Annotated in this window: 31 protein-coding genes; 4 read left to right on the top strand and 27 right to left on the bottom strand. The window is 66.5% G+C overall.

Features of this window, described 5'->3' with window-relative positions; translation table 11 throughout:
- Positions 1-46: 46 nt before the first annotated feature.
- The 26 genes from ETR14_RS16390 to ETR14_RS28415 form a co-directional block, all read right to left on the bottom strand.
- A complete protein-coding gene (locus ETR14_RS16390) occupies positions 47-454 on the bottom strand; it encodes a hypothetical protein (RefSeq protein WP_129386299.1) in 408 nt (135 codons plus the stop codon).
- Positions 455-456: 2 nt separating this feature from the next.
- Complete coding sequence (locus ETR14_RS16385; RefSeq protein ID WP_129386297.1) at positions 457-903, bottom strand: phage tail tube protein; 447 nt, start codon at positions 901-903, stop codon at positions 457-459.
- A 1-nt stretch (position 904) separates the two neighbouring features.
- Positions 905-1,342 carry a DUF3168 domain-containing protein gene (locus tag ETR14_RS16380; protein ID WP_129386295.1) on the bottom strand — a complete coding sequence of 146 codons (438 nt, stop codon included), beginning with the start codon at positions 1,340-1,342 and terminating at the stop codon, positions 905-907.
- A 2-nt stretch (positions 1,343-1,344) separates the two neighbouring features.
- Complete coding sequence (locus ETR14_RS16375) at positions 1,345-1,779, bottom strand: HK97-gp10 family putative phage morphogenesis protein (protein ID WP_129386293.1); 435 nt, start codon at positions 1,777-1,779, stop codon at positions 1,345-1,347.
- Entirely contained in the window at positions 1,779-2,111 is a 333-nt protein-coding gene (locus ETR14_RS16370) for a head-tail adaptor protein (protein WP_129386291.1), read from the bottom strand. Before ETR14_RS16370 ends, ETR14_RS16375 begins: the two co-directional genes overlap by 1 nt.
- Positions 2,111-2,686: a hypothetical protein gene (locus ETR14_RS16365; RefSeq protein WP_129386289.1), complete on the bottom strand. Its 576-nt coding sequence runs from the start codon at positions 2,684-2,686 to the stop codon at positions 2,111-2,113. The genes ETR14_RS16370 and ETR14_RS16365 overlap by 1 nt, the downstream gene beginning before the upstream one ends.
- 24 nt (positions 2,687-2,710) lie before the next feature.
- The gene (locus ETR14_RS16360; protein ID WP_129386287.1) at positions 2,711-4,315 is read right to left on the bottom strand and encodes an SGNH/GDSL hydrolase family protein; all 1,605 of its coding nucleotides are present in this window, start codon (positions 4,313-4,315) and stop codon (positions 2,711-2,713) included.
- A complete protein-coding gene (locus ETR14_RS16355; protein WP_129386285.1) occupies positions 4,315-4,593 on the bottom strand; it encodes a hypothetical protein in 279 nt (92 codons plus the stop codon). Before ETR14_RS16355 ends, ETR14_RS16360 begins: the two co-directional genes overlap by 1 nt.
- Before the next feature lie 62 nt (positions 4,594-4,655).
- The gene (locus ETR14_RS16350) at positions 4,656-6,059 is read right to left on the bottom strand and encodes a phage major capsid protein (RefSeq protein ID WP_129386283.1); all 1,404 of its coding nucleotides are present in this window, start codon (positions 6,057-6,059) and stop codon (positions 4,656-4,658) included.
- A 22-nt stretch (positions 6,060-6,081) separates the two neighbouring features.
- On the bottom strand, positions 6,082-6,741 hold the full coding sequence (locus tag ETR14_RS16345; protein WP_129386281.1) for an HK97 family phage prohead protease: 660 nt from the start codon (positions 6,739-6,741) through the stop codon (positions 6,082-6,084).
- Positions 6,738-8,060: a phage portal protein gene (locus ETR14_RS16340; protein WP_243455548.1), complete on the bottom strand. Its 1,323-nt coding sequence runs from the start codon at positions 8,058-8,060 to the stop codon at positions 6,738-6,740. Before ETR14_RS16340 ends, ETR14_RS16345 begins: the two co-directional genes overlap by 4 nt.
- Positions 8,057-9,829, bottom strand: coding sequence for a terminase TerL endonuclease subunit (locus ETR14_RS16335; protein ID WP_129386279.1), 1,773 nt, complete (start codon positions 9,827-9,829; stop codon positions 8,057-8,059). Before ETR14_RS16335 ends, ETR14_RS16340 begins: the two co-directional genes overlap by 4 nt.
- Positions 9,830-9,838: 9 nt before the next feature.
- On the bottom strand, positions 9,839-10,321 hold the full coding sequence (locus tag ETR14_RS16330; RefSeq protein ID WP_129386277.1) for an AraC family transcriptional regulator: 483 nt from the start codon (positions 10,319-10,321) through the stop codon (positions 9,839-9,841).
- A gap of 30 nt (positions 10,322-10,351) precedes the next feature.
- Positions 10,352-10,702 carry an HNH endonuclease gene (locus tag ETR14_RS16325; protein WP_206185850.1) on the bottom strand — a complete coding sequence of 117 codons (351 nt, stop codon included), beginning with the start codon at positions 10,700-10,702 and terminating at the stop codon, positions 10,352-10,354.
- Positions 10,703-10,891: 189 nt separating this feature from the next.
- Complete coding sequence (locus ETR14_RS16320; protein WP_129386273.1) at positions 10,892-11,398, bottom strand: hypothetical protein; 507 nt, start codon at positions 11,396-11,398, stop codon at positions 10,892-10,894.
- Between the two features lie 207 nt (positions 11,399-11,605).
- Positions 11,606-14,818: a phage/plasmid primase, P4 family gene (locus ETR14_RS16315; RefSeq protein WP_165356480.1), complete on the bottom strand. Its 3,213-nt coding sequence runs from the start codon at positions 14,816-14,818 to the stop codon at positions 11,606-11,608.
- A 64-nt stretch (positions 14,819-14,882) separates the two neighbouring features.
- Entirely contained in the window at positions 14,883-15,272 is a 390-nt protein-coding gene (locus ETR14_RS16310; protein WP_129386269.1) for a helix-turn-helix domain-containing protein, read from the bottom strand.
- A 247-nt stretch (positions 15,273-15,519) separates the two neighbouring features.
- Positions 15,520-15,732, bottom strand: a complete 213-nt coding sequence (locus tag ETR14_RS16305) for a hypothetical protein (protein WP_129386267.1) — start codon at positions 15,730-15,732, stop codon at positions 15,520-15,522.
- Positions 15,732-16,007, bottom strand: coding sequence for a hypothetical protein (locus tag ETR14_RS16300; protein WP_129386265.1), 276 nt, complete (start codon positions 16,005-16,007; stop codon positions 15,732-15,734). The genes ETR14_RS16305 and ETR14_RS16300 overlap by 1 nt, the downstream gene beginning before the upstream one ends.
- On the bottom strand, positions 16,004-16,687 hold the full coding sequence (locus tag ETR14_RS16295; protein ID WP_129386263.1) for a hypothetical protein: 684 nt from the start codon (positions 16,685-16,687) through the stop codon (positions 16,004-16,006). The genes ETR14_RS16300 and ETR14_RS16295 overlap by 4 nt, the downstream gene beginning before the upstream one ends.
- 32 nt (positions 16,688-16,719) lie before the next feature.
- A complete protein-coding gene (gene dnaN, locus ETR14_RS16290; RefSeq protein WP_129386261.1) occupies positions 16,720-17,835 on the bottom strand; it encodes a DNA polymerase III subunit beta in 1,116 nt (371 codons plus the stop codon).
- A complete protein-coding gene (locus tag ETR14_RS16285) occupies positions 17,832-18,122 on the bottom strand; it encodes a hypothetical protein (RefSeq protein ID WP_129386259.1) in 291 nt (96 codons plus the stop codon). The genes dnaN and ETR14_RS16285 overlap by 4 nt, the downstream gene beginning before the upstream one ends.
- Complete coding sequence (locus ETR14_RS29560) at positions 18,119-18,253, bottom strand: hypothetical protein (protein ID WP_256370179.1); 135 nt, start codon at positions 18,251-18,253, stop codon at positions 18,119-18,121. The genes ETR14_RS16285 and ETR14_RS29560 overlap by 4 nt, the downstream gene beginning before the upstream one ends.
- On the bottom strand, positions 18,250-18,825 hold the full coding sequence (locus tag ETR14_RS16280; RefSeq protein ID WP_129386257.1) for a hypothetical protein: 576 nt from the start codon (positions 18,823-18,825) through the stop codon (positions 18,250-18,252). Before ETR14_RS16280 ends, ETR14_RS29560 begins: the two co-directional genes overlap by 4 nt.
- A complete protein-coding gene (locus tag ETR14_RS16275) occupies positions 18,825-19,313 on the bottom strand; it encodes a phage regulatory CII family protein (protein WP_129386256.1) in 489 nt (162 codons plus the stop codon). Before ETR14_RS16275 ends, ETR14_RS16280 begins: the two co-directional genes overlap by 1 nt.
- Positions 19,310-19,585, bottom strand: a complete 276-nt coding sequence (locus ETR14_RS28415) for a hypothetical protein (RefSeq protein ID WP_165356479.1) — start codon at positions 19,583-19,585, stop codon at positions 19,310-19,312. Before ETR14_RS28415 ends, ETR14_RS16275 begins: the two co-directional genes overlap by 4 nt.
- Positions 19,586-19,678: 93 nt before the next feature.
- Between ETR14_RS28415 and ETR14_RS16270 the strand changes: the two genes are divergently transcribed.
- On the top strand, positions 19,679-20,245 hold the full coding sequence (locus ETR14_RS16270; RefSeq protein ID WP_165356478.1) for a LexA family transcriptional regulator: 567 nt from the start codon (positions 19,679-19,681) through the stop codon (positions 20,243-20,245).
- A gap of 3 nt (positions 20,246-20,248) precedes the next feature.
- On the opposite strand, the gene ETR14_RS16265 is transcribed toward ETR14_RS16270, so the two are convergent.
- The gene (locus tag ETR14_RS16265; protein ID WP_129386252.1) at positions 20,249-20,443 is read right to left on the bottom strand and encodes a hypothetical protein; all 195 of its coding nucleotides are present in this window, start codon (positions 20,441-20,443) and stop codon (positions 20,249-20,251) included.
- Positions 20,444-20,600: 157 nt separating this feature from the next.
- On the opposite strand from ETR14_RS16265, the gene ETR14_RS16260 reads away from it, so the two are divergent.
- From ETR14_RS16260 to ETR14_RS29555, 3 genes are read left to right on the top strand one after another with little or no spacing between them, the layout of a single operon-like run.
- Complete coding sequence (locus tag ETR14_RS16260) at positions 20,601-20,981, top strand: hypothetical protein (protein ID WP_129386250.1); 381 nt, start codon at positions 20,601-20,603, stop codon at positions 20,979-20,981.
- Positions 20,978-21,178 (top strand): hypothetical protein, encoded by a 201-nt coding sequence (locus ETR14_RS16255; RefSeq protein ID WP_129386248.1) that lies wholly within the window; start codon positions 20,978-20,980, stop codon positions 21,176-21,178. Before ETR14_RS16260 ends, ETR14_RS16255 begins: the two co-directional genes overlap by 4 nt.
- On the top strand, positions 21,175-21,309 hold the full coding sequence (locus tag ETR14_RS29555) for a hypothetical protein (RefSeq protein ID WP_256370178.1): 135 nt from the start codon (positions 21,175-21,177) through the stop codon (positions 21,307-21,309). Before ETR14_RS16255 ends, ETR14_RS29555 begins: the two co-directional genes overlap by 4 nt.
- Positions 21,310-21,326: the final 17 nt, after the last annotated feature.

Here is a 21,326-nt window from a genome sequence, read left to right as displayed (position 1 = left end):
ACTATTTCGAAGGAGCGCGGCGTCTGCCGCCAGAAGCTGTCCGGCTCTAGACCTTCCTCGACCCACGCGCCGAGGAGCGCGTCCCAGTCCCAGCCTGACGAGCCTTGCTCGCCGGCTTCCGAGGGTTTTCGGTCTTAGCTGCCCCTCCAGCAGGCTTGAGCTGCGGCATCGCCGCGGTGATCGCCTTGCCCATGGCGGCGCCAAGAGCATCGCCCTCGCTAAGCATCAGCGCGCCGACGTCCTTCAGACTGATTTCCTCCTGAAAGGTGCGGAGACCGGCCCAGATGAGGGAGCGAACCACCTTCATCCGCGGCGAGCCGCTCGCCATGCTTGCGAGAAGATCGCTTAGCGCCATGTCCGCTGCATCTTCCGCCAGAACGAGGGCGTCGAAGTCGTAGAAGAACAACAGCGTGCGGCCGTCCTTCGTCGCGTGCGCGACCGTTCCTGTCGCCATGATCAGGCCGCCGCTGCTTGCGTCTGATCGCCGGTGATCCGGAGACGCAGGGTCGCTTCCATCTTCGTGCCGGCTTCGACCGTCACGCCGGGATAGCCGCGGCAGATCGAGCTGGTGTCGACCTGCCAGGCGGGATCTCCGACCTCGTCCGGGATGATGAACCGCACGGCGCGCGAATTGCCGAGGGCCTTCCACGCCCGAATCTTGATGTCGGTATCGGAGCCGGGGCGATAGTTGAGGCGCACCTCGACCTCGCCGCCGTCGATCAGGCCGGACATGAATTCCCGGCGCTTGCCCGGCGATTTCAGGTGCGTCTTCTCGATTTCCTCGATCTCGTCGTCGGGCAGATCGAAGCCGACGACTTCGACGGCCTCGTAGAGCGCCGTTCCGTCGTGAAAGTGGAATTCGCCGCCCCAGCCATGGGCGGCTTCCTGCGTCTCGCCTGCCATCTTAGTCCTCCTGCGCGTAATGCCAGATGGTCAGGTCGACCGACTGGCGGTGAAGATAATCCGTGCTCGTCTGCTCGCCGAGCGCACGCGGCTCGCCGATGTCGGTCGCACGGCCGAACTTGATGCCGGCGAAGGTGCCGGGCTGCAGCACGGCGGCGATCGCCACCTCGATCAGCGCCTTGGCGGTGTCGAAGTCGTCGGCCCACGCGTCGATCTGCACCGTGGTCGCTCGGAGCGACTGGAACCCTTTCAGGTGCTGGGGCCGCGATCCGGTGACGATCGTCAGCACCAGCGCCGGCAAGCCGCTGCCCTGCGGCCGCAAGCCCCAGAACACGGCCTTGGTCGGCGTCGCGCCTGCCGGCGCAAAGGGCGCGACGATCGCCGCCACCGGCGCCGCGGCGATCAGCCGGGCGCGCAGCGCGCTTTGCATGTCCGCCATGTCTATCCCTGCGCCTTCTTCGCCGCGCGCTTCGCCGCCCGGGCGACTGCCTTGTCCGTCTCGTCCTTCAGCGCGGCAGCGAAAGCCTCGAACATCACGCCTTTCTCGCTCTCCACCGCCGGGCGGAAGAAGGGCTGCGCCGCCATGCGGCTGTTGCCGAATTCGTCCTGGATCGCTGCGATGTCGTTCGCCCGAACCTGCACCTGCGGCCGCCCGCGGCGTGCCCGCTCGGGCCGCTTCTCAATAGATTCCTCGAGCGCACCGGTGAACCGGATCGCGGCTGCGTTCTTCTTCACGGCCGTGACCAGCATATCCGCCGGCACCTGCAGGGCGCGCCTGCCGACACCGCGCGCCACGCCTTTCGACAGGCTGCTGAGCGCAGCGCTGCACTCGCGGACCCCTTCGATCCGCGCTCCTCCTCCCCGCCGCCGCGCCATCAGGGCTGCCGGGTCGCCGTGATCTCGCGATCGGAAAGGCCGAGCGCGACATTGCTGGTGATGTCCCAGAGCCCGCCATCGTAGCGGATCCGGTCCTGCACCCCGATCGAGGCCGTCTTCGTGCCCTGGCGCACACGAAACGTGGCAGAAACCGTCGACCGCTCCTGCGCAGCCTCGCGCCGCTCCTGGCCGCTCTGGTTCACCACCTGGGCTGAGAGGCTCAGGAACGTCGACCAGGCCGGCGCCTTCGGCTGCCCGTAGTCGCCGACGGCGATGCTCTGTCGCTCCACCACGATGCGCCGATCGCGCTTGCCCGCCGGCACCGCCGGCATCAGAGCGTGATCCGCCGCAGCGGCCTGCACAGGCGGATCGCGCCTTCCGGCATGTCGCCGCCCTCGCGGTTCGCGAACAGGTGCCCCAAGGTCAGCTTCACGGCGCCGATCAGCGACGCCGGCGCCAGGCCAACGTCATAGCCAGCCTCGAAGCGGATCCGCACAGCGCCCAGCTCGGTCGCGGCCCTCGGCCAGGACGCGCGGAAGGCAGGCATGACGACGTCGGCGGCCGACTCGCTCCAGCGCCAATCCGCTACCGTCAGGTCCACCGCGGCGCCGTCGACGTCTGTGTAGGCGATCGCCGTCACACCCGTGACCGGATCCCGCGGGATCGAGATCAGCTCCGGCACCGCCGGGAAGCCGCCGAGCGAGATCTCCATCAAGCGCGGCGTCAGCACCTGGCTGGTGAACCGCTCCACCGCATCCATGGCGGTGCGCAGCAGACCTTCGACGTTGATCTGCTCGGCGGGATCGTCGGCCAGCTCCGGCACCTCGAGATGCTTGAACGCCTCCGCCAGATCGAACGGCAGCGGGATTTCGTTGGCCGCCGTGACGGTCCTGATCGAATATCTCACGTGGCGTCCCCTGGCGGTGGCGGTTCAAGCAAGCGACGGGCCGAGGCGGCGCTTGATCGACATCTGCTTGATGACGACGGTGGCGGAGCCGGCGCCGCTGCCGTTGATGTAGATCTGGCAGCGCATGGCAGTTTTCGACGTGTAGTTCGGCACGGTGAACGGCCGCGTCTTCAGCGTCACCTCGAACGCCTTGTCTGGCCCGAGCGCGCTGCTGGTGACCGAGGCACCATCGAGCAGCTGCGTGGTGACGCTGTCGCCCTGGCTCTGCATGTTCAGATAGACCTGCGAGAAGCCGGTGGGCGTGCCGGTGACTGCGATCACCGCGGCGGCTTCGACGATGTCGCCGGGCAGCCAGTCGGCGAGATTGAGCTGCTGCGAAACGACGATGCTGTCGCCGGCGGCGGCGAAGGTGCAGGCGGCGACGATGTTGTTGCCGAGGCCGTCGGCATCCGCCTGGGTCGAGAAGGTCGCCGTGGGCGATCCTGCGGAGCGCCCGGCGTAGACCGACGATGGCAGCGTCCCCGTCATGCCGGCGTCGAGCGTGCCGCCGGTCGCCGCATCCCGGAAGATCGGGTTCGGCACCAGCTGGAAACGACCGTTCGCCGGCAGCTGCGTGCGATCGTGGATCCGCACGCCATGGCGTGGGGGCACGATCGCGCCGATCAGCGCCGCAAGGCTCTCGCCCCAATAGAGGCCGCCCCGACCCTGAATGTGCAGCCCGTCCGGCGCGAAGCCGGCCTTGTAGTTCAGCGCCGTGCTGCTGGCGCCGTGATCCATCACGGCCAGGCGGGCATCGTGCAGGTAAACTCCGGGCCGCCCCTCGCAATAATCATACAGGCGCGCGTTCAGCTCGAACAGATTGACGAGCTGCGTCGTCGTCATCCCGTTCTGGCCGACCTCGGCCTCGATCACCACCAGCATGCCGGCGGCACGCGCCGCCTCGGTGATGGTGACGATGTTCGCGAAGATCGCCGGGGCGAGCACCCCTGCGGTCAGATCGTTCACGCCGCACTGGACGTAGAGCAGGCCGGCGCCGCTATCGATCGCCGCCGGGAGGAAAGGCAGCAGCTGGTCCGAGCGAAAGCCCGCGGTGCCATAGGTTGGCAGCATGACCATGCGCTGGCCGAGCAGGGCGTTCGCCCAGTTCAGCGCGAAGTTGCCGCCCTTCTGCCGCTGCGTGGTGCGATCGTTGTAGATCAGCCCGCGGCTGTCGGTCAGCGTGGTGACGACATGCGGCAGCCGGCGGTTGGGGATGAGGCCGCGGGACGGCAGTTGCGAGCTGCGCAGCACCTCATCCGGGGCCGCGGCGATCGCCGGCAGCGGTGCCACGGTCAGCGTCACCGCGCTCGCCTTGGGCGTGCCGATCGCACCGCCCAGCGTTTCGGTGATCGTCACGGCGGTGGAGCCTGCGGCCGCCGGCGAACCGGTGATCGTCCGTGCCGCGCTGTTGAGGGTCAGGCCGATGGGCAACGTGCTCGAGGTGAGCGTCGAGCCCGGCGTGGCGCCGAGGATCGGGATCGTGACGGCGGAACCGGCAACGGCGCTCCCGCCGAGGCCGAGCGGCTTGAGGGTCGCGGCTCCGCCCTGCGAAGCGACGAAAGCGCGGGCGCGAGCGGAGCCGCGGGCCATCAGTTGGTTCCTTGCGTGCGACGGCGCGAGGCCGCAGCCTGGACGTCCTTGTTGTTGGGCGCAGGCTCCATCTTGTTTTCCGGCGGAGTGTCCGACTTGCGGTCTGCGGCGTCGGGCGATTCGCCGGAGCTGCCCTCGGCCGCAGCGATCTCGTCGTCGGTCGCGGCACGCACCGCGTGCAGGCCGACGAGCGTTTCGAAGTCGGCCTTGGTGAACGTGCGGACCTTGCCCTCCGGAACGCCGTCGAGCGGCTTCAGCAACACTGCCTTGATCGTCATCTCAAGTCTCCTGGTGCAACGTCAGGTGGTAGGGCCCGGCATCGCCGAGCCCCGGGCCGGGCTTAGGGGACGCGGCCGAGATCGCCGTAGACGATCGCCTGCGGACGATAGATCGCCAGCGCCAGGCGCTCCTCGGCGCGGATCGTCACCTTGTTCTTGACGAAGTTGTCCTGATCCTCGGTCGAGACTTCGACGGTGGCATCCTGCCGGTCGAAGATCTGCGCGGCGAGATCGAAGGCGCCGACCAGCGCCTTGTCGACGCCGATCGCCTGCGTCTCGACGACGGGAAGGCCCCACAGCCGCTTCTGGATCGTGCCCTGCGGATCGCCGATCAGGTACGCGCCGGCGGCATCCTTCGACATCTCGATCGCTGCCATATCGATCGGGTTCATGACGACGCCGTTGGCCGGGTACTCGGCGAGCGCAACCTGCAGGATCATGAGGCGCACCACGTCGACGGGCGTCGAAGCGACGAGGCTGCCCGGTGCCGCGTAGGCGGTAGCGTTGGTCACGAGACCCGGCAGGTTCTGGCCGGTGCCGGAACCGTTCAGCAGCTGGCCTTCCTCGACGAACGCTAGGCCGTAGCGGAGACGCTGATCGATGATCGACCGCAGGCCTGGTGCATCGGCAAGGATCTGCACCGAGGTGCGCATCCAGTGGGCGATCGTCCGAACCGTTGCGGTCGCATCTTCGAACTGCAGCTCCGACTGCGGCTTGGTAACGCCCTCGGCAACCGGTGCAGCGTTGTTGGTGAAGACCTTCTCCCGATCATATTCGATCGAGCTGCTGGCGGTGGTACCGGGCGCGAGCAGTGCGCGAACGGTCATGCGGCGCTGCGGCAGTTCAGCGACGAGGCCGCGGCGATCGGTCTGGATCAGCGCACCCGCTGAGCCGGCTGCATCCGTGGTCAGGGAGGTGATGTCCTTCACCTCGGCGATGTAGCGGCCGCGAGGGCGGGTCTGACCCGCGAAGGACTTGAAGCCCTCGTCGTTGACGAAGCGCTCGCCGGCGCTCTGGGCACGATTATCGTCCGCCGTGATGCGCCTGGCCAGCTTCTGCTCGGCATCCTCGACACGCGCCTTCAGCTCATTGAGCTTGGTCAGCGCCTCGTCGGCCTTTTCCTTCAGCCCGGTGGTCAGCGTCTCGCCGGCGTTCGCCTTGCCCAGCGCTTCCTCGGCGATCGCCTTCACGGCGTCGTGCTGCGCCTGAAACGCAGTTTTCACTTCGGCGGCGAGCTCGGCCGCCGTCTTGGTATCGTGACCGTCCGGACCGCGCATGAAGCGGCCCATGCGGCGCTCGAGCGCCGACATTGCGAGGCGAGCCGAACCGCCCGCGCCGGTCGCAACTAGGGCACCGAGGCCGGTCAGGCTGAGCAGATCTCCGGCAGAAGCCGCAGCCGGATCGAGGACGACAAGGAAGGTGGCGGCGAGCGCGAACGCTGCCGCAAGTAGCGACCGAATTTTCATGTTCTTTCCCTTCGGGGTGAGATCAGGCGCCGGATTGCGCCCGCAGTGCCGACCAGAAGTCGGCGGCTTGGTCTCTGCCGGGCTCACCCCGGAGCAGATGGGACAGGCCCTTGCCCGCGATCGCGGTGGCCTGCGTCTTCGTGAAGCCTGCCTCGCGCAGGAACTCCTCGAACTCGGGAAGCGAGGGCAACTGCCCGGCTTCGATGGTAGCTTTGACGCCGGTCACCTGGGCCCGGCGCTGCGCCGGAAAGTTGACCGGAGATACCTCCCAAAGATCCAGCTTCGTCAGGTGCCGAACATGCTCGCGCTTGGCATCCGGCTCGCTGGCGATCGTCTCGTAGCCGATCGACAGCCCACGGGTGCGGCGTGCCTTCAGTGCCCGGTGCACCCGGCTGCCGAGCGGATCCTCGATATCGATCCTGCCTTTGACGAACAGGCCCTTCCGGTCCTCGGCCATTTCGTCCCACTGGCCGATCGGTACCTCACCCGCCTGATGCCCCCAGAGCATCAGCGGCATCGTGCCCTCGGCGGCATGCTTCGCCAGCGTATCGGCAAAGGCACCACGCCGGACGATGTCGCCATAAGAATCGGGCGCGCCGCCGAAGACGCTGCCATAGCCCTCGACAACGCCCTCGTCTGAGACGTCCTTGACCTCGAAGCCGAAACCCTTGCGAAGCATCATACGTCTCCCAGCGGCGGCCCGCCATTGTGGCCCATCAGCGTCGCGATCGGCACGTTCTGCATCTGCAGCCGGATGATCTCGCCGCCCTCCACCGGGGGGAGACCTTCCAGCGCTCGAACCTCGTTGATCGTCATCCAGCCATTCTGAAGAGCGAGCTGGTAGAACTCGGCCCGCGCCTTGCTGTCCCCGCGCATCAGGCCGCGGAGGTCGAACTTGACCTTCAGCCCCCGCGCCCGATCGGCGGGGGTAAGCAATTGCTTCCAAATCGACTGCTCGAACCTCTTGAGCCTGCGCCGCAGCGCGAAGATCACGAAGCCGAGCGTCTGCTGTTCGATGCTGCTGCCGAGGTGCGTGTTCCCGGCAGTATGGCCGATCATGTGCGGCGGCGTTCCGAAGAACCGGCAGATCTCCTCGACCGACCAGCCCCGGCTCTCCAGCATCTGGGCATCTTCGGGACTGATCGTCAGCTGCTGCCAGGTCACGCCTCGATCGAGGAGCATCGGCACACCGGCGTTCATCGTGCCGCGATATTTCTCTTGCAGCAGACGCTCGGCTTCGTTGCGCTGCTCGGGCGTCAGCACCTCGGCCATCGAGAGGACGCCGCTTGCACGGATCCCATTCCGGAAGGTCGCCGAGGCCGCGAGCTCGATCGACTGTGCCATGCCGAAGGTGCGGCGGCCGAAAGCCAGCGTCGACAGGCCACCGAGAGGCCCGCCGCCGAAGCCCCGAACGTGGAGCATCCGATCTTGAGGGACTACGCGCCGCTTGCCGCCGTCGGTCCACTCATATTCCAACGAACCGTTCGACGTGCGCCGGACCGTCATCAGCTCCGGGGCGACAGGGACGTCTAGAGCCACGATGCGTCCGCCGGCGCCTGTCTCGATCTCGCTATAGGCGTTGCCGTGCAGCTCTACCGATGCGGCCGCGAACTCGAAGAAATCGACCGGAGTCTGATCCGCGTTCGGGGACTCCGAGAGGAGCCGGTAAAGCGGATGATCCCATTCTTCCTCCTCGACGCCGCCGGGCACCGACCGATAGATCATGATCGGCAAGGTGCCGATCGTGCCGGCGATCAGGTTCACGCACGCCCACACAGCAGAAAGGCCGAGAGCCGAAGCAGCCGTGGTCGCACCAGCGTCGTTATGCTCCGCCACCGTCACCCGGTTCGTGACGAAATTGTCTCGATCACTCGCGCTGACCCGCCCGTCGAGCGTCCAGGTGGAGCCCTTGCGCTCCATCGACGCTTCGGCCGCGGCGATGCCGCTGGCGTAATATCGGCGCGCCGACATCACGGCGCCGCCTTTGGGTGGCGTCGTCATGCCGCCCTGAGCCCCGCGATCCAGCTGTCGATGTCAGGCTTCACCACTGCCTCCGGGTTCGCCTCGAGCAGCTTGGTCGCATTGAAGCCGGCCACCAACGGGTCGATCTTCGCCTTGCCGGCAGTCTCTTTCGTGATCAGCACGGCATTGCCTCTCTGTTCCGCCTTTGCGTTCGACACGCACCAGGCCATCATCGCCGAGCCGGAGTGCGCCAGCATCCGGTGCTTCAGCTTGCGTTCCATCGACCAGACCGCGGACGACAGCCGGAAACCCTGACCGATCGCCATGACCTGCGGATGCTCCAGTCCGATTCCCGACAAGGCGTCGACGAGGGCGCCCACTCCCTGCGGATCCAGCCCCACAGCATTCTTCTCCGGTAGCAGCCCCGAAGCTTTCACCGTCTCTATGATCGCGACCACCTGGCGGATGTCCTCGTCGGCTCCGACTTCCTCGCGCTCCTCGCCGTCGCCGTCGTCCAGCTCCCAGACGCCGTCATCGCCCTGCCGAAAGTCGAGGATGGTCAGGTCGCCGGCCTCCTCGAAGTCGAGCAGTTGTGGTGCGATCTCCTTCCGGAGATCGAGAACGTCGCGCCAGACCCAGGCGTGAAACCAGTAAAGCCAGCGCTTCGTCTCGCGCTCGCGCCCGGCGACGCATAGGCCGAGCAGATCGTCCAGGCCGCCGCCGTCGATGCCGACCACCGCAACCTCGCAGCGCGCGAGCATGGTTTCCAACGATCCGCATATCTCCGGCGCGCCGGCTTTCTCCCAATGGTCCGCGCCACGCCACCGATCGCCGTGGAGGCCCATGCCGATCTGGATATTGAAATGCTGGGAGGCGATCAGCAGCAGCTGGTCGATCCCCTCTTTTTCGGCATCCTCCAGCGCCTGCGACAGCCCTTGCTCGTCGAGAGAGCGGCCCATGTTCGGGTTGACCAAGTGCCAGAGCTTGCGGTCGCTCTTCCACTTCTCGCCCTCGAGCACGCTTTCGGGATATTCGTACAACACCGGCAGCACCGGCCTCTTGAGCTCGCCGTTGCGGACTGCCCGGGCCCGGTCGAGCTCGCGCTTGAACTGGCCGCTCGGAGGCGCCTTCGATTGCGTCGTCGTCTGGAACAGGAAGCCGTCCTTACGCTTCCTGAGCGCGCCGCGCAGCTCGACGAAGATCGCCGCGGCGTCTGACTTCTTCGCGAAGACGTGGGTCTCGTCGATCATCGTGCCGACGTCCTTGCCGCCGGTGACGACGTCGGTATCGGCCGCCTTGATCTTCAGCGCGGCGCCGGTGGTGCGGTGCGTGATCGTGCGGACATGCCGTTGGATGTGGAAGAGTTTGTCCAGCTCCGGGTCGAGGCGGATCGTGCCCTCGGCCTGGTTGAACGCGATCTCTGCCACCTTGATCGTCGGCGCAATGATGCTGAAGCCGGCTTCCGGTCGCCGGTTCATGATCACAGCGGTGAGCATCAGCGGTCCGCCGTAGCTCGATTTCGAATTACCCTTCGGGATCAGCAGGAAGAATTCCTGCAGCATCCGCATGTGCGTTTCCGGGTCGTAGCAGCCGAACACCGCCCCCACGATCGGGAAGTACCACGGGCCGCACGCCACCTGCATCGTCGGCGTGCCGTGCACGTCCGGGATGCGGAGGCGCTTGAAGATCCGCAGCGCCCGGGCCGCCTCGCTCTCGAAGAGCGGCAGATCAGGGACAAGCGACTGGCCCGCCAGGAGCCGTTCCTCCCAATCGGGAAGCGCGGTATTCCACTCGGGTCGGAGCGCCATGTTTCCTCGTTACTGGATCGTCGGCAGCAGGTCGTTTCCCCAATCCGACCCGGCGCCGGCAGTGCGCGCTTCAGCTGCGGCCTGTTCCTTCTTCCCCATCGCCCGCGTGGCCGGTGCCGCCTCCTGCGGCTGTTCGGAGTCGTCGCTGCCGATGCCGAACAGCGCGGCGTCGATCCGGTCAAGCATCCGCCCCACCTCTTTGGCCGCGGCGACATTACCCTTTCGCATCTCGTCGAACAGCGACTGGAAGTGAGACGCTTTCATCCGATCGAGCATCGAGTCCGCCTTGGCGAGCTCGCGAAAATAATACTTCCGCAAAGTCGGCAGCGTGATGCCCAGCGCGCCAGCGATCCGCCCCGGGCTCCACTTGAGCCCGAGTAACAGCATGACTTTATTACGATTTCTGTCCGTCACCAGATGTGGCGGCCGACCGCGACGCCCAAATCCCTCCGGGACCGGGTCGCCGAACAGGTCAAAATCCAGCTCCGCCACAAAAAAATCTCCGAATGAGGGGGACGGCGGTCAGGAGCCGGAGGGGCTTCCAGACTTTTGATGCCCCCCCGTCCCTTGGCCGCCGAGAGCCCTCGCCGCCCTCGCCTTCGCCGTCTTCCGCTGGTGGTGATCGAAGCAGAGCAGCTCGATGTTGGCGGGATCGAGATCCGCGCCGCCGTCCTTCCGCTCCTGCTTGTGATCGGCGATCACCCGCTTGGTCGAGCCGCACCGCTCGCAGTGGTTGCCCCGCTCTCGCTTGATCCGGGCGACCAGCTCGCGCCACGCCTTGCTCTGGTAAAAGGGCTCGACCACCTTGATCGGCGCCTTCACCTTCGGAGCCAGCGGCTGAAGCCTGCCACCGAACGCGGTCAGCCTACCCATCGCCATACCCCTGAAAGCCGAAGGGCGAAGCGCCGCTAAGCACTCCGCCTCATCTTGGTTGGAAACTACCCCGTTTGAGGTGGATGGCGAACACACTTTATTTTCTTGCCGCATTACCATCCCGTTTGACACGCCAACCCGCAGAAATCTGCGGCTCTGCGAGGCAGGGCGGTCAAAAACGACACCCTCTCAGGCCTCCGGCGATGGGTATTTATTTTGACCGAGGGCTTTGGCTATCGCGGTTATGGCCCGACTGTAGCGCATCCGAAGGCCGTCGGGACCAGGGCGGCCCCTGCCGAACCGATCCCAGATCTTCATCCACGGCACCTTCTTCATACCGCGCGCATAACAGACCAGCACGGCCGCCACGAGCCGACGATCCTCCTCCGGAGCCAGGAGAAGCCACTCACTGGCCTCCACCATCGCCTCGATCTGGGCACGGGTCGGCCGTGGACGGCGGGGCTCTTGCACCGCCTCCCGCTCGTCGTGCTCTCCATCGGTGTTGACCCGCCAGCCCTGCCGAACGACCTCAGGCCAGCATGCCTTCACGTGAAGCCAACCCCGCTCCCGATCTGGCGAGCGCCGCCACAAGTCCATCGCCTCAACCAAGCGATCCTCAACCTGTTGAAACGTGAAGCTTCCGGACTTGGAAGCATCTTCGCGCAACCTTCCGGTCATGAAGTTCTCATAAGCCATTATGATTGAACCCTTTCTTTTTCATTCCGGAAGGGTCGGAAGGATTGGAAGGATATTCGTATATATTCCCTCGCACCTGCGCCCGCGCACGCATGCACACACATTCGGCAACATCGCGCAAAACCTTCCGTCCCTTCCAAAGCCGCAGAAATCCGCGCCTTTTCCCTTCCGGCAAACCTTCCGGCACCCTTCCGACCGGAAGGATAGCTATGGTTCGTCGAACCCCGGCACGTAGTCGTCGTCTGGATGTGGCCGCCACGATGCGCCGCGCTCGATCGGCGTCTCGCCCTCGTTCGGCGGCGCGGTCGACAGGTCGCTTGAGATGGCCTTCACGCGCCCATGTTCGTCAACGAAGTCCGATGCCAGCCTGATCAGCCGAAGGCCGAGCCACTGCATCCCGTCACTCGCCTTCTTCACAAAGCCCTTGTCGGCCATCGCGTTGGCGAGCCCCTTGTTGCTCCATTCCTTCTCCTGGGCCGCCTTGGCCCACGCCACGAACACCTCGTGCAGCTTCGACGATTGAATGCGGCCGTTCGGATCGTGGACCGTGCAGAGCCTAAGGAAGCGCGCCAGCGGATCGCTGGAGTCCCGATAGGCCTCTGTCGCTTCCTTCACCGACGCCGGCTCGACGAACCGGTGCTCGAGGTAGTCTATCAGGCCGGCGAGGATCCGGTTGAACACGCCCGGCAGCTCCTGCGACTTGATCTTGTTGAGCAGCTGCGGATCCTTGAGCGGCCAGTTCGCCCGACTCTCCGGGAACTGGCTTGCGAACGGATCCTCGTCCGGCTTCTCGATATGCCGGCGCCACCAGACCAGCTTCATGCGCCCCCAGATCCCATCATCGGTATCGGGGATGCTCGGCTTTGAATTGCCGCTCATCAGCAGCTTGAAGCGGGGCAGCAGATCGAAGAAGCCGCGGTGGAGCGCGCGCACCGACATCGGTTCGCCGCCGGTCACCGCCTTGATCAGCGCGGAGTCGAGCTTCGCGTCACGCCCGGGTTCCGAGGCGCGCAGCATCCGGATTCCGCCCAGCTTGGCGAGATCCGGCGTGGCCTGGTCGCCGCGCTTCTTGATGCCCTGGTCGAGGAAGCTCTCGATCGCGATCGTGCCGCTATAATCGCCCAGCGTTGAGCACCAGGCGTCGATCGTCGTCGATTTGCCGTTTCGGCCGCCACCATAGTTGAACCACAGCAGATGCTCGCCGGTGTCGCCCGTCGCCGAATATCCGGCGATCTGGTGCAGGTAGCGCTGCATCTCGGCCTCGGGCTGGGCCCAGGAGAACATGCCGTCATAAAGCGGGCACACCGCCTCGGCGTCATAGACGATCGGCGACAACTTAGTGATCAGATCCTCGCGCCGATGCTTATCCCGCCGCACTGAGGCTTTCTTCGTCCCGTCGGCCATCGTCTCGATCGGAAAACGCAGCGTGCCGTTCATGACGTTGATCGCCATCTGCTCGCAGTCGAAATCCTCGATCGGCACGGTCAGCCAGCGACGGGCAAGATTGGCGATCGCCACCGGCTTGCCCGCCACCTCGCTCTTGCGGCCAAATTCCCGGAGCAGGCCGGAGAACAGCTTCCAGCTCTTGCCGACCAGCACCCAATAATCGAGCGCGGCCGCGTCGGGATCGGCGTCGTCGAGCGCCTGGTGCTTGCTCTTTCCCTCGCCCTTCCAGACGAGCTCGATCCGCTCGCCGGTATCGGCAACGGCGCGGCCCTCCTGCTGCAGCAGCCGGACCGTCTCGAAGGCCGAGGCGATCAGCTCCGCCGGCGGCGTATCCTTGTCCTGGTCGAGCACCTTCCACCGACGCCCGTCCCATCCAAGCCAGCCTTTGGCCGTGGTGAACCGGAAATCGGCGCCGAAGCGGTCGCGGAATCGCTCGGCCAGGCCGAAGTCGGTCAGCGGGTAGCCGGCGCACTTGTGATCGAGCCGCAGTGGCTGAGGATCGAAGCCCCGTGCTATGCCGTCGTCGATCGCCCGGTCTATGTCTTCATGCTGGACGTCGGCGATGTCCTCGCACACCGGCCAGATCGCTTCCTTCACGGCATTGGCGTCGAGCAGCTCGGCCGCCACCCGGCGCCCGGCGGTGAACGCAAGCGCCGTCAGCGCCTTGGCATTCGGCTCGACATGCTCGATCCGACGCAGCAGCCACCGCTCGGAGGCGCGCGTGAACCGCACCCGCTCTACGTCGGTGAGCGCCGGCTCCCCCGCACCCCCCGCGCCATCAGATTGGCCTACCTCCCTTCCAGGCCGGAAGGATGCCGGATTATCGTTCGCAACCGGCTGCGGGGGTGCGGGGGGCGTGGCGCGGCGCGGGCGCGCGGATCGGCGTCGGGCATTCTCGGCCATCTCGGAGAGATCACGGCCGCTACCCATGCCGTCGGTAAGCCCGTTTTCGAGCGTCTGGCGCGCGCCGGCAGGATTATCGTTGTGCGGCATGGCGTCGATCACCGCCTGCAGCGCAGCCTTCACCACCGCTTCGGAGAGCGCCGGATAGGGTCTCGACGTCACCAGGCCGCCGAGTTTCAGCGCCGCATGATAGATGCCCATGTTGCGGCCGCCCCATTTCCCGCCGCCGATGGGCGTCGCGGCGAGCTCGCGACACTCTTCGTCGAGGGCTGCGAGGCCGTATTTGCGGATCGCATCGGCCGCCGGATCCCCGGAAGGGTGCGATCCTTCCGATCGCGCCCGTGCCGGCGGAGCCGGAAGGGAAGCGGCCGCGGGCTGGTCGCCCGCGAGGTTTTCGCCTGACGGCGGGGCCCCCATCAAAGTAGTACTTTGATGGGAACCCAGCGGGCCGGGCTTGGAGCGCAGCACCTCGATCAGCGCCGCCGGCGCAAGAGCAAGCGGGGCATCTGCATCGCCGCGCAGCCAGCGATACCGCAAACCACGCTGCCCTTTGATCGCGTCAGCGCCCATCACGCTCGGCGGAGCGATGACGTAGCCGCCGAGCCCGCGGACATCCACGTGGCGCGGAAGATTGCCCCGGTTTGTGATCGGCGGCCCGTCGTCACCCTGGAGCAGGTAGAGGTGAACCCCGCCGGAAGGCGTCATCGCCGCGCGGGTCTTCGGCAGCGCACAGCCGATCTGGGCCTCCGTCGCTTCCTTCAGCCCCTCAAGCTCGAAGATCTCGCCCGTCTCGTCGTGCACGCGCGGGTCGAAGTCGACGACGAACAGGCGGAGCCCGCCCAGATCCAGCGTAGGGTGACCGGTCGCGATCGCCACAAGCGCATGCGGCCATTTCCTCCACCAGGCGCGGATCTGGGCAGGATCGGTCGAAGCTTTCTTCAGACCGCCTGAGCCCTTGATCGGCTTGCCTTCGGCATCCTTATCCGTCGGCAGCAGCGGGCGCTTGTCCTTCGGGCTGCACGGGAACACCGGCCAGCCCCGCTCGGCGAACGCCAGCGCGGCGGCCAGCATCGGCGACACTTCCTTGTCCGAGGACGCGCCTGCGCCTCGGCTTCTGCCCCCAGCGGATGCCATTTTAGAGTGCCTTCGTTTCTTCGGCCAAGAGCCGTCGGATGGTGGCAGCGCGCTGCCGATTCTCTTCTCGAAGCTCCGCCTCGATCTCGGCCGCTGCAGCGACGACGACACAATCGATGCCGGCGAGCTGGTCGGCAGCGGCCGAGACGATCCCGTCGATCACTCGCAATCCGTGGATCACGGTGCTGTGATTGCGCCCGCCGAAGCGGCGCCCGATCTCGCAGGTGGAATTCGGCGTCAGGCGGCGCGCCAGGAACATGGCGAACTGGCGGGGGCGGGCGAGTTGGCGGCGCCGGGCAGGCCCGATCAGGTCCGATCGGCTCACATCGAAGCGCGGGCAGACCTTCTCCTGGATCTCGGCCACGGTCGGCCAATTGCGTAGCGACGTCATCGGCCGTCCCCCGATCGGCGCGCCAAGGCCGAGGCCGCCGCCCGCATCCGGTCAGCAGCTTCGATCGCGAGAGCCGACACGCGGTGCGGCGCATGAGCGCGACCCGCGTCGATGATCCGGGCCCGGAAGTCGCGCGGCACGCGCGTCCAGCAGACGGCGCAGAAGCGCATCCACCGCGCGATTTCGGCCCCACAGCCGGGACCGAGACAGCGCTGCGCCGGCGCCCGGTGCGATCGTGCGGCGTGCCTCATGTGTTCGGTCCCTCGATATGGAACCCGTTCTTGATCCCCTTGGCGAAGGCCTTCAGCCGCGCGCAGAGCAGATCCGCTTCTTCGCGCCCGATCTTGCCGGCGTCTGCCATGCCTTCGACGATGTCGCACTGCCGGGCCGTGTAAGCGAGCACCGCGTGCCGCTCATCGAGCTGCGCGATCGCGCGGATCTCCGCGAAGCTCCGGCGCATCACTCGACACTCCGCAGGTGCGAACGGCCGTTGATTGCGGCCTCAATGCGAGCGACCAGCGCCTCGTGCCGCTCGTCAGCCTTGCTGCCGACGCTCGCGTCCTCCGGCACGATCCGCGCGAATTCGGCCGCGCCGATCCGCGTCGTGACTTCGTAGACCCGGTCATTCGGGCAGCGATCGTCGACGACAAGAAACCGGATCGGCTCTTCGCCCGCGATGCACATCTGCATCTCGCCGTCGGCGGTGAAGCGTAGGAGTGCGATTGGGCCGGTCATGCGCGCCCTCCCATCGCGACGAGCAGCCCTGCCTCGGTTTTCCATCCGAACCGCGCCGCATCGTCTGGCCTGGTCAGCCGCGCGCGTGTCCCCGGCGGAATGCCCCGCAGCTGCGGCGGTCCAACCTCGCCCTTGCGCCACAGCAGCCATGCGTAAGCCGTCGCCGTCGACGCCTTCGGCTCCCAGCGGCCGAGCAACATGGCCGGACGCTCCGAGAAAACAGCGCACAGCGAAAGCGGATCAGCGCCGTAGAGCATCCGGTACCGGCCCGATCGCTCGCCTCCTTCAAGGAAGGCGAGCCGCACGAGCATCGCCACGCCGCGGCGCGCCCGGCGCAGGCCGAGGCGCAGGAACTTCCCGGCCGATGGGAACGGGGGATTGGTGACGATCCAGTCGCACTCAGGCGGCTCTATTCCTTCGTCGAGGAAGTCGAGCACGGCGCCGTGGCCGAACGGATGCACGTCGCTGGCAAAAACACCGAAATACTCGTCGAGGGCAGCCGCCATGTGACCCTGCCCGCAAGCCGGCTCCCACACGGTCCGCGCCTCTGGATCGATGAGCTTGATCAGCTCGCCACCGGCGCGTGCCGCCCAGGGTGGCGTCGGAAAGAATTCGAGCGCGCGATAGAGCGCGGTCTGAGCGTCGTCGTTATCGACTTCGCCGTGTACGCGCGACGCCATCACGGCGCCGGCTCCCTCGGGCCGACAGACGTTCACCCCGCCACCCTCATCGGCATGATGACGTAGAGCAGGCGATCGTTCTTCGGATCGCGCACCAGCGTCGGCGCCGCAGGGTCGGCCAGCTCCACCTCGATATCACCACCGGGAAAGCAGGCGAGGATGTCGAGCAGATACTTCGCGTTGAAGCCGATCGTCAGCGCCTCCGCGCCATAGTCGCAGGGCACCTCCTCCACGGCGGTTCCGTTCTCCGCCGATCGCACGGTGAGCGTCACCAGGTCGCGGCCGAAGGCGACCGCCACGGCCCGCGTCTTCTCGGTCGAAACCACCTGCGTCCGTGCCACCGCCTCGGCGAGCGAGTCGGCCGCGATCGCCAGCCTCTTGTCGTTGCCAGTCGGGATCACCCGCGAATAATCCGGGAAGGTGCCGTCGATCAGCTTCGACACGATCACCGTCTGCCCGATCTCGAACCGCACCTTGGTGTCGGAGAAAGCGAGGCTCACCGGCCCCTCGAACTTATCGGTCATCCGCCGCACCAGCTCGATGCACTTGCGCGGCACGATCGCGTTCGGAAGATCCTCGGCGCCATCGGGCAGCGGCAGGCTGAACCGCGCGAGTCGGTGTCCGTCGGTGGTCGCGCAGCGCAGCAGCGGCTCGCCCTCTACCTCGACCCGATGGAAGAACACGCCGTTCAGATAGTAGCGCGTTTCCTCGGTCGAGATCGCCAGGCGCACCCGGTCGATCATTGTACTGAGGTTGAACGCCGGCGCTTCGAACTGGGCCAGCCAGTCGCCCGTTGCGATCATCGGGAAATCGTCTGCCGACAGAGTCTCAAGGGTGAACCGCGCCCGCCCGGCCACCACCTCGAGATGGTTCTTGCTCAGGGTGAGCGTCACCACGGCCTCCGCCGGTAGTTTGCCGACGATGCCCGACAGCACCTTGGCGCTGACGGTGGTGCGTAGCTTCTTCGCTGAGACGACGTCCGCCTGGCGCGACACCAGGATGTCGAGATCGGTGCCGTGCAGGAACAGCCTGCCGCCCTCCACCTGGATCAGGATGTTGGATAGCACCGGGATCGTGTTCCGGCTTTCCACAACGCCGGCCACTTCCTGCACCGCCGCCTTCAGCACCTTGGCTTCAATCTCGATCACTGACTGCCACCCTGTTCGATTTTCCACCCATGCCGCTCGGCCAGCTCCACCAGCCCGGTGTCGGTGAAGGTTGAGGCCCAGCCCGGCACGATCCACAACGGCACCTCGGCCACGCGATCCTTGCGCTGCGGCCGCAGGCCCTTGCTTGTCAGGAACACGATCGCGGCGTTCCGTCGGGCGATGTGGGCTTCAGCCCAGCAAAGAGTGCGCGCCGGGGCCTCAAGGGGGGCAGCCCCGGCGCGCTCGCGGGCAGGGAGAACCCGCGATCTGGAAACGGAATGGATCATGGCCGACCTTCCAAAAGCTTGCTGATCAGGGCGGCGGCGCCGGCAGCGGTCATCACCACCAGGCCCACCAGGAAGATGACGCCGCCCGCGAACATCACGCCCGCGGCGCAGAAGGTCTCGCGCGCCCTCATGGCCGCGCATCCTCAGGCGCCCGCGTTCGGCGCCCCGTCTTCACGATCGTCACCACGCGGGTGATCGTCGGGTGCATCGTCACCGGCGCGGTTTCGATCACGCCGCGCTGGCGGAGCTTCGCGAGCCGCCACTTTGCCTGCGCGCGGGTGGCGAGGCCGGCGATGCGCGCGAGATCGGCGTCGGTCGGGCAGATCCGCTCGCGATCGGCAGCGCGGATCAGCGCGCCGAGGATTGCCTTGGTCGCCGCATCGTCGCGCTCGCAGATCCGCCGCCCGCGCCGAAGCGGCGCCTGCGGGATCTTCTCGACCAGGTAATCGAAGCCGTCGCAGGCACGGCTGCGGGGCTGCAGCGGGTGGGCGAGCCCGGCTTCATACTGCTCGCGAACGAAGTCGGCCGTCTCGCCGCGGATCAGGAACGGGCCGCGCGCATAGAGCAGCCGCTCGCCGGGCCGCAGCGCGGCAAAGCTCGCCCGCGCCGCCGCAACCGGGAGCACCCACGCCTCGCAGACAGGCAGTGCCCCCGGGGCCGGCCCCGCCGGAGCGGCAAGGGAAAGGGCGCCGGCAGACTGCATCAGGCGTCGCCCTCCGCCCGCTTTGCCAGCGCGTCGAGGAGCGAGAGGCGCTCCTGCGCCTCCGCAATCTCGGCGCGGATCTTACGCGCTTCGGCGGGCGTAACGGATTGATCGGCGAGTGCCTCGCAGATGCCCTGGATCACGTCGCTCACCTCTTTCGAGACCGCACCCATGTGAACATGCCAGTCGGTCGCGCCCGCGGACGCCTGGGGAAGGCGAACGAACACGCCGCCGGCCTGTTGGGCGAGGAAGCGTGTGACGTGCGGATGCCCGGCCATGCCGTGCGTCACCGCCTCAAGCGCGATCACCGCATCGATCGTGATGAACACGTCAGTGTTGGGCAGACCGTATTTCGAAAGCTGAGACTGCGATTTTCCGGTGAAGCCCTCGGCTTCCTCCTGCCCGCCGGCGGCCTTGATCAGCGCCTTGGTGGCAGCCTTGGCGCCCTGCAGCGCCGGCGGGTTCTGAACGGTATGGTCGGTGCTCACGCTGCCGCGGCCTCCTGCTCCGTCTCGCAGGGAATATTCGCGATGCCGTTAGTTGCTGACGCGGCGGGGTCGGCGAGGATATCGGCTCCAGCAATGGACGCCCAATCAACCTCGATGCCCGCATGCTGAGCGGCGAGTGCCAGATGATGCAGACGGGCATCCGAGATCCGCGTCTTCCAGCTGCTCACCGTCGAGACGGGGGCCCGAACCAGGCGCGAGATGGCCGTAAGGCCACCAAGCGCGTCGATGATTTCATCCGTCAGCCTCTTCATGGCCGCTCTTGTGCGATAATCGTACACTCAGCGCAAGCAGAAAGTTACGATATTCGTGATTGCGGTAATCGTAAGACGCGGCTTGATGGTCGTATGGACGTTGAGGAGATCAGAGCACGCCTGCGCGAGCGCGGACTAAACCAGTCCCGCTTGGCCGAGCACCTTGGGCTCCGGCCCAATCAGATCTCGCTTACGCTCGCCGGAAAGCGCCGCTTCACAGTCGCCGAGATGGACAAGGTTCGCGAGCTGCTCGGCGATGCCCCAGCGCCGGAGATGCCCGCGGCGCGCCCGATTCCGATCATTGGCCAGGTTGCCGCCGGCAACTGGAGAGAGGCCGTGCAGCGCCCCGTCGGATCGATGCCCTCGCCGGATCCAAGCATGCCGGCGCGCGCCTTTGCGCTGCGGGTGAAGGGTGACTCGATGGATCAGCTTGTCGAGGACGGCGGCACCATCATCGTCGATCCGGAAGATAAAGCTCTGTTTCCGGGGCGCTTCTACGTCGTTCTCAACGCGGAAGGCGAAACCACCTTCAAGCAGTTCAAGATTGATCCCGCACGGCTTGCGCCATGCTCCACGAATCCGGAGCACAAGGACATCGTCATCGGCGACGGGACGTTTCAGATGGTCGGCCGCATCATCTGGCGCGCTTCAAGGATGTAAGGGTCAGGCAACCCAGCGCAGGCGATCGGCGCGCGTTACCTGGATATCGGCGGGAACAGTCAGATAGAAATTTCCGTGGTCGTCATACTCGCCCAAGTCGACCTCGATCGCGTCGCGCCGCGCTTGATCGCGGCAAGAACGCCACGGCCCCTGCGGCATACCGAACACCACCACCCTGTAGAGATATCTCGCCTGCACCTCGGGCTCTCTCCGATTCGAAACGCTCACATTTCTGGAACATACTAGGAACAGCTAACAAGACCCTGAATCGTGTTTTACGATCTTCGTACATTTTACGCTTGACCGGTGCTGTACGATAATCGCATAAGCTGCCACCTCAACATGAGGAGGCAACATGCTTCGCACACCTGCACCATTCCCTCAGGTCGGCAGCTACGCGCTGACCATCCACCAGGACGAGATCACACTTGCGCGCATACAGGGCCGCAATGGTGAAGACGCTACGATCTCGCTGCCGCTCTTCAGCGGCGCCAGCGGCAACCGCACCGTCCCTCTCGGAGAGCTGATCGATGCCACGCCGCTGAGCGACGACGAAGCGTCCGAGTGGTCGGCGTTGAACCAGTTCGATTTCGGCACGTCGCCGCCGCGCGCCGGCACCGCCAAGCGGGTCCACTGGGATCGCTACCGCGCGCTCACCGAACGCGACATCCAGTCTCCCGTCCTCGAACGCCTGCTCGACCTCGCAGCCGGGCAGACCGAGCGGAGGGCGGCGTGACGGCCGCGGTCGGCGCCGCCGCCCCGGCCCGCGCGATCGACGAGGCGGCCCTCGCCGCCGTGATCGAGGACGCACTCGGCTTCTCCACCATCTTCGGCCTGGTCGGCGACACGGCTTCAGCCGAGCGCAACGAAATCCCGATCCGCACCCATGGCGGCAAGAGCTTCCGCCTGCTCGTGCTGGAGGATGCCGCATGATCGCGCTCCTCCGCGTCCTCGGCCGTGCGCCGAGGCCGCAGCCGACCGTCACCTGGCTCACACCGGCCAAGTATCTCGCCACCCGCGAAGCCGGACGCAACTGCGTCCGCATCGAACAGCCGGAGGGCTGATCCCATGATTCCTGCTC

This window comes from Sphingosinicella sp. BN140058 (genome assembly GCF_004135585.1).
GTDB lineage: Bacteria > Pseudomonadota > Alphaproteobacteria > Sphingomonadales > Sphingomonadaceae > Allosphingosinicella.
Note: the sequence above shows the minus strand (reverse complement) of the source record. Positions and strands in the feature narration are given on the sequence as shown.